This is a genomic window from Streptomyces sp. NPDC054765, from assembly GCF_053612065.1.
In genome coordinates, this window is record NZ_JBSHBP010000078.1 from 29208 (window position 1) to 35388 (window position 6181).

General features: G+C 72.2%; 7 protein-coding genes and 1 pseudogene. All 8 read left to right on the plus strand.

Features of this window, described 5'->3' with window-relative positions:
• Positions 1-67: 67 nt before the first annotated feature.
• Positions 68-645: pseudogene (locus ACWGJY_RS32770) on the plus strand (PP2C family protein-serine/threonine phosphatase); the annotation flags it as partial.
• A gap of 304 nt (positions 646-949) precedes the next feature.
• Positions 950-1828 carry an STAS domain-containing protein gene (locus tag ACWGJY_RS32775; protein ID WP_453264511.1) on the plus strand — a complete coding sequence of 293 codons (879 nt, stop codon included), beginning with the start codon at positions 950-952 and terminating at the stop codon, positions 1826-1828.
• Entirely contained in the window at positions 1825-2238 is a 414-nt protein-coding gene (locus tag ACWGJY_RS32780) for an STAS domain-containing protein (protein ID WP_453264512.1), read from the plus strand. The genes ACWGJY_RS32775 and ACWGJY_RS32780 overlap by 4 nt, the downstream gene beginning before the upstream one ends.
• Positions 2239-2248: 10 nt before the next feature.
• Positions 2249-2692: an anti-sigma regulatory factor gene (locus tag ACWGJY_RS32785; RefSeq protein WP_453264516.1), complete on the plus strand. Its 444-nt coding sequence runs from the start codon at positions 2249-2251 to the stop codon at positions 2690-2692.
• Positions 2677-3714, plus strand: coding sequence for a SpoIIE family protein phosphatase (locus ACWGJY_RS32790; RefSeq protein ID WP_453264513.1), 1038 nt, complete (start codon positions 2677-2679; stop codon positions 3712-3714). The genes ACWGJY_RS32785 and ACWGJY_RS32790 overlap by 16 nt, the downstream gene beginning before the upstream one ends.
• Positions 3711-5024: a PP2C family protein-serine/threonine phosphatase gene (locus ACWGJY_RS32795; RefSeq protein WP_453264514.1), complete on the plus strand. Its 1314-nt coding sequence runs from the start codon at positions 3711-3713 to the stop codon at positions 5022-5024. The genes ACWGJY_RS32790 and ACWGJY_RS32795 overlap by 4 nt, the downstream gene beginning before the upstream one ends.
• A gap of 214 nt (positions 5025-5238) precedes the next feature.
• Positions 5239-5646, plus strand: coding sequence for an ATP-binding protein (locus ACWGJY_RS32800; protein WP_453264515.1), 408 nt, complete (start codon positions 5239-5241; stop codon positions 5644-5646).
• A gap of 311 nt (positions 5647-5957) precedes the next feature.
• A complete protein-coding gene (locus ACWGJY_RS32805) occupies positions 5958-6098 on the plus strand; it encodes a hypothetical protein (protein WP_453264517.1) in 141 nt (46 codons plus the stop codon).
• The last annotated feature ends 83 nt before the right edge of the window (positions 6099-6181 follow it).

Here is a 6181-nt window from a genome sequence, read left to right on the forward strand (position 1 = left end):
CGAACGGTGTCCGCGAAACCATGACCCCACGCCTCGAAGTGGAAGCAGCGCTGCGTGCCGCGGCGAGCGCGCCACGCCGGACGTCCTCGACGAGCTGAGGCACGTGGCGGACCTGCTCGGACGCGAGATCCTCGTCGCCGAGCGCGACACGGACATCTACCAGCGGGCCCGCCGGGCCGGCCGCCCGGCACTGGCCGACCAGGCCGTCCATGACCACTACCGGGGCGTGTCCTACCTCTCGACGCTGCTCCTGCGCATCACGCTCGCGACGGGGCGGGTGGAGGCCATCGACGCCGGGTCGCCGCAGATGTGGCGGATGCGGGGGAAGGCGGTCGAGCGCATCGATCTCGATGCCCAGCTGCCCCTGGGCATGTTCGAGGAGTCCCCTTACGCACCACAGGAGTTCACGCTCGCCCCGGGAGACCGGCTGGTGTTCGTAGCGACGGGGTGTAGGAGACGCTCTCGCCACCGGGCGTGAGATATGCCGAGCGGGCGCTCGCACGGGCGATCCACGCCACGAGTCTGCTGCCGGCCGCGATGGTGCCGCGTGCACTGCTGCGTGACATGGCCGGATACCGTGACGCGGAGTCCCTGGATGACGCCTTGGTGCTATGTCTTGACTGGTTCGGCGACGGTCAGTGGTGAACACCGGCCATTGCCGGCCGCTCCGCCACAGGCGCGGCCGACGAGGGGAGGGGGGCCGGGTGGTTGTGCCTGCGTACGCGGCGACCGGTACAACGGGGCGGACGGAACGCAAGGATTCGGATGCCGGGCTGTGCACCACCGCCGGGGGGTGAAGCGCGGGCCCACGGGTTCCGGCCCTTGATCGTGCTCGCTAACATTTGCCGGGCGACAACTGTTAACGGTGTGCGGGCCGGCCCGGCCACAACCGCAGGGCGAACCGGCCCGAGGCAGCCACCCGGGCCGGCCGGACCGAAAGGACGATGAGTTGGAACCCGCTGAGGTTGCCGCACGCGAGCGCGTCACGAACGTGCTGCGCGAAGAGGCCGATGACATCTCGGACCGCTGGGTGCGGTTGCAGCTGGCGCAGCCGACCATGAACGGGGAAGTGAGCGAGGCCGAACTCGGCGAGGAAGCCGACGCCCTGGTGAGCGCCCTGCTCGCCGGTCTGGAGCGCGGCTTGCCGGTGGAACGCGTGGTCACCTCCGACGAGGACATACACCGGGCGGTTTCCGAATTCTCCCTGCGCCGTGCCCGCCGGGGAGTCTCGCCGACCGCGACGTCGCTGGCGGTGCTGTCGCTCAAAGAAGCCCTGCTCAAGGCGATCGTGCGGCAGAGCCATGACGGGGAGGACCTCTTCCACAGCGCGGTGCTGATCAACCGCCTCCTGGACAGCGCCGGCGCGCTCTCCTTCGAAATCTTCGTGGAGGGCCGGGAAGAGATCATCCGCCGGCAGAGCCAGCAGCTGCTGGAGGTGTCCACCCCGGTCGTCAGGCTGTGGCGCCAGGTGCTGGCCGTCCCGCTGATCGGCACCCTCGACACCGCACGCACCCAGGTGGTGATGGAGAACGTGCTCCAGGCGATCCAGGAGCACGAGGCGCTGGTCGCCATCATCGACATCACCGGCGTACCCACCGTCGACACCGCCGTCGCCCAGCATCTGATGCACACGGTCAATGCGGTACGCCTCATGGGCGCGGACTGCATCATCAGCGGTATCCGGCCGCCGATCGCCCAGACCATCGCCCAGCTCGGCATCGATCTGTCGACCATCATGACCCGGGCCACCCTTGCCGACGCCCTGGGAGAGGCCGTGAAACTCACCGACGCGGCGCCGTCGAAGTCCGCTCCCCTGGCGCAGCGGTGAACGTCCCCGCCTCGGCCGGCGTGCCGATTCTGCGGCTGGGCGACGTCCTGGTCACCGGGCTCCTCAACGAACTCGACGACAAAACGGCCGTGGCCTTCACCGAGGAGCTCACCGCACGCATCACGAGCGACCGGGCACGCGGTGTGCTCATCGACATCTCCCGGCTGGAAATCGTTGACTCCTTCGTGGCCCGTACTTTGATGGAGCTGACCACCATGGCGCGGCTGCTGGGTGCCCGGGTGATCGTTGCCGGGATGCGGCCGCCGGTCGCCATCACCCTGGTCGAGCTGGGCCTGCAGCTGACCGGGGTGGAAACGGCGCTCAACGCCGAGCAAGGCATGGCCGCGCTGGGCTGGCATCAGAGCCTGCAGCCTTCCGGAGGGGGCCTGCGTGAGTTCCGCACGGAGTAGCGCCCATGCCGTGCGCCTCGTCGCGGCCGCCCGGGACACCGATGATGCCGAGGGCACCCTGTCCGTGTACCAGGTGCGGACCGAAGAGGACCTGCTGACCGTCCGTCACGCCGTACGGGCGGCCACCCTGCAGGCCGGCTTCAGCATCGTCGACCAGACGCGCGTGGTCACCGCGGCCAGTGAGCTGGCGCGCAACGCCTATATCCACGGCGGAGGGGGGACCGTGACCATCGAGTACCTCACCGCGCGCGGCGCCGCGGGGCTCCGGCTGACGATCGCCGACGACGGGCCCGGCATCGCGGATGTCGGCGCGGCCCTGACCGACGGCTTCACCACCGGCGCAGGGCTCGGCCACGGACTGGGCGGCGCCCGGCGGCTGATGAACGACTTCGCACTCCACTCGGCCCCGGGCCAGGGCACGACCGTGATCGCCACGCGATGGGCGAGTCGTTGAACCACCCCCACCCCCACCCCCATCCACAGCCGACGGCCCATATCGCCGTGGACCACTACAGTGCCGTCCATCTGGCCGCCGAGACGGCGCGGTCGGTCGCCGGGAGGTGCGGGCTGCCGGGAGCGCTGCCCGACCGGGCCGCGGTCATCGCCTCGGAGCTGGCCAGCAATCTGGCCAACCATGCGACCAACGGTGCGCTGTTCATCCAGCCCCTGCCCCTCGGCGGCGGAATGGAGATCCTCGCGGCGGACCACGGGCCCGGCATCGACGAGCTGCAGCAGTGCCTCGCGGACGGCTACACCACCAACAACACCCTCGGGGCCGGCCTGGGAGCCGTGAAACGGATAGCCACCACCCTCACCATCCGCACCCGGCCCGGGGCCGGAACCCTGGTCTGTGCCCGCCTCACCGCGCCCGACGAGACCGCGTCGGCCGACCAGGAGGTGGGCGTCATCTGCGTACCGGCAGAACGCGAACAGACCAGCGGCGATGCCTGCGCCCTCGTCGAGCACGGCCCCACGCGCACCGCGATCCTCGTGGACGGCCTCGGCCACGGGCCGCCCGCGGCCGAGGCGGCCCAAGTGGCGCTGCGCTCCTTCCACCGCGCGCCCGACAGCCCGCTGCCCGAACTCCTCACCGCCGTGCACCGGTCACTGCGCCGCACCCGTGGGGCGGCCGTCGGCCTGCTGCGCCTGCACCCCGACCAGGCGGAGTACTGCGGTATCGGCAACGTACGCGTCGTCACGCTGACCCCGCTCGACCTGGGCCACCGCCTGAGCGGTCAGCCGGGTATAGCCGGACTGAACATGACACCCCCGCGGGTGCGTACCTTCCCCGTACCGGCCGCCGGCACCGTACTGCTCCACTCCGACGGCATCGACCACCGTTGGGCCCAGGCACCCTCCCCCTTCGTACACCGCCTGCCGCCGCCCCTGCTCGCCCTGTCCCTCGCCCACAGCCACCGCCTGCCCCGCGACGACGCGACCGTGCTCGCCGCCCGTCCCCGCCAGAGACTTTCGTGACCCCCCACACCTTCCACGACCTGCCGGCCCTGCGCCGCGCCGTACGACGGATCTGCGCAGCACACCGGCTGCCCTCCCGGACCGGAGGGCGGCTGGTGCTCTCCGTGGCCCAGGCGGCCGGCGCCGCCCTGCGCGCCGGCGGCCCCGTCCGCCTGGAGGCCGCCGAGCGGACCGCCCCGGGCGGCACCACGCTGCTGGCTGTCACCCTGCGGGCCGGACCGGCACCGGCACCGCTGAGCACGGCCCATCTCCCGCTGCCGGGCCGGGCCACGCCCGACGGAGTGTCCTGGCACCTGCCCCTCGACGGTCCGCCGGATCCCCGGCCCCCCGCGCCGCACCCCGCCCCGCGCACCGCGGTGCCCCTCCAGGGCGGTCCGTCCGAGGCGGCGGCCGCCGAGGTGTACGAAGCGGAGATCGCGGCGCTCGAAGGCGATCTCGGCGCCGCGCTCTCCCGGGTGGACACCCTCACCACGGAACTGCACCGCCTCAAGAACGAACTCGCCGAGACCAACAGCGGCGTTCTCGCCCTCTACGTGCAGCTGGAAGAGCGCGACGAACAGCTGCGGCGGGCCCACGGCCAGATCCTGCGTGAGCTGGAGGACGCCCTGCGTCCCTCGCCGATCACCGTCGAGGGCCTGGAATTCGCCGTCCACTACGAGCCCGCCGACACCGATGCGCCCACGGGGGGCGACTTCTACGACTGGCTCCGCCTCCCCGACGGCACCGTGCACATCACCGTCGTCGACGCGCTGGGGCACGGCGTGCGCAGCACCCGCAGCGCGCTCAACGTCACGCATGCCGTGCGCACCCTGGCACTCGAAGGCCATCCGCTCGAATCGATCGTCGCCCGCACCCACGAAGTCCTCGCCCCGTTCGACCCCGACATCATGGCGACGGTCCTGCTGGCCCGTATCGACCCCGGGACCGGCGCACTCCGGCTGGCCAACGGCAGCCACCCGCCCGCCCTGCTGCTGCGCGCCGACGGGAGGGCCGACTATCTGGAGATCCGCGGCCGGGGTATCGGGTTTCCGCTTCCGGGCAGCGAGTCCGTGTTGGAGGCCACGCTGCAGGAGGGCGACCTTCTGGTGCTCTACACCGATGGTCTGACCGAGAGCCGCAGAGACCCCATCGAAGGCGAGGCGCGGCTCGTCACGAGCGCCCGCGCCCACGCCCGCCGGCCGGTGGACGAGATCCCCGGCGCCGTCGCGGCGGACATGCACACCGTCATCCTGCACTCCGACGACACCCTTGCCCTCGCCGTCCGCCGGCCTCGCCGGGACGCCCCGGCGGTGGCGCACGGGGACGGGTGAGCGGCCCCGCCGTCCGTGCCGCCGCTCCGTTCGACCCTCTGCCGCACACCGGCGGCCGGCGCCGCCCCGGCACGTCCGGGCCGCGCCGGCCAAGGGGCACACCATGTGTCCTGTTGCGCCTGGGTTCTGTTGGGTAGACGCGTCTCGAACATCTGAGGGCACTTCCTGCACACCAGCCGAACGAGGAGTTCCACCGACCGGGGTGAAAAAGCCTATGCACCAACCGCTTGCGACTGACGACCTCTCGTCCCAGCCGGCCCAGGGCGTCTGCCGCCCGAAGACGGCAGCGGACGCCCGTGATTTCGCCAGGAGCTTCGCCGATCTGCTCCATCCGGCGCCGGCTGCGGACACCACCCAGAACCTGCTCCTGCTGGTGTCCGAACTGGTCACCAACGCGCTCCGGCACGCGGGTGCCGTCACGGCGCTGCGTCTGACCGCGGATCACGACAGCATCCGGGTCCTTGTCGCGGACCCCAGCCCCGCACGGCCGGAGGGGCGCAGCCCCGATCTGACCGGCCGCGGGGGCGGCTTCGGCTGGCCCATGGTCCGCACGCTGGCCCGTGACGTCACCGTCCGGCCCTGTCCCGGCGGCAAAATCGTGCAGGCGGCCCTTTCCCGCTGACATGAGCGCCGGCACAGGGCCGTTGGCAGGCGGGACGGGGTACGGCGGGGAAGCCGTGTGATCCGAACGAGGCGCGCTGGTCACGGCGCTGGGTGAGCCGGCCGTCGTGGTCGCTGCCGTCGGCGCCGAAGGCGGCTGACCTCCGCACGAGACCGGGCGCTTTGCAGGCGGCCGGCGTTCAGGCTTCCACGGCCTCGCCGACGGACGCGAACAGGGGCAGCACGGTGTCGAGTCCGGTGAGCGCGAAGAGCCGCTCCAGTACGGCGGAGGGGGCCGCGAGGCGCAACAGCCGGCTCACCCTCGCCGCCGAGATGCAGTGGCAACTGCTGCCGGCCCGCGCCTGTTCCGCCGCCGAGTACGCCATCGGCGCCCAGCTGGAGGCACGGGCTCCTGCGCCGGGCGGGGCCGCCGCGAACCCGGGCGACGCCGGCGCCGCGGCCCTCTACCTCTGATCTTGGCCAGTGCTCCGCCCTTCAGGGCGGGGGTGTAGGTCATCCTTGGGCCGGAGGCGCGGAGCGCCGGAGCGCCGGAGTGC

What these genes read in the sequence shown, in the direction of transcription:
- ACWGJY_RS32790 (WP_453264513.1), top strand. Translation starts at nt 2,677, where the DNA reads ATGGGCGAGTCGTTGAACCACCCCCACCCCCACCCCCATCCACAGCCG.
- ACWGJY_RS32800 (WP_453264515.1), top strand. Translation starts at nt 5,239, where the DNA reads ATGCACCAACCGCTTGCGACTGACGACCTCTCGTCCCAGCCGGCCCAG.
- ACWGJY_RS32805 (WP_453264517.1), top strand. Translation starts at nt 5,958, where the DNA reads ATGCAGTGGCAACTGCTGCCGGCCCGCGCCTGTTCCGCCGCCGAGTAC.